The organism is Paeniglutamicibacter sp. MACA_103 (genome assembly GCF_045798555.1).
GTDB lineage: Bacteria > Actinomycetota > Actinomycetes > Actinomycetales > Micrococcaceae > Paeniglutamicibacter.
The window spans coordinates 1-241 of record NZ_JBIXLN010000144.1 but is presented as its reverse complement, the minus strand read 5'-3'; the positions used below and the strand labels follow the sequence as shown (position 1 = coordinate 241).

Sequence of the window (241 nt, the reverse complement as noted above, 5' to 3'; positions counted from 1 at the left end):
GGGGTGGTGTGGTGTTTGTGGTTTAAGTTGTCGGCCTATTAGTACGGGTCGGCTTCACGAGTCTTTGGTCCTCGCTTCCACGTCCCGCCTATCAACCCAGTGGTCTGCTGGGGGCCTCTCGCACCAAATGGTGCATGGAAATCTCATCTCGAAGTGGGCTTCCCGCTTAGATGCTTTCAGCGGTTATCCCTTCCGAACGTAGCCAATCAGCGGTGCACTTGGCAGTACAACTGACACACCA

The 241-nt window shown here is 55.2% G+C and carries 1 rRNA gene; it reads right to left on the bottom strand.

From position 1 onward, the window contains the following. Positions 1–17: 17 nt before the first annotated feature. Positions 18–241 (bottom strand): 23S ribosomal RNA (locus tag ACIPVK_RS21895); the annotation flags it as partial.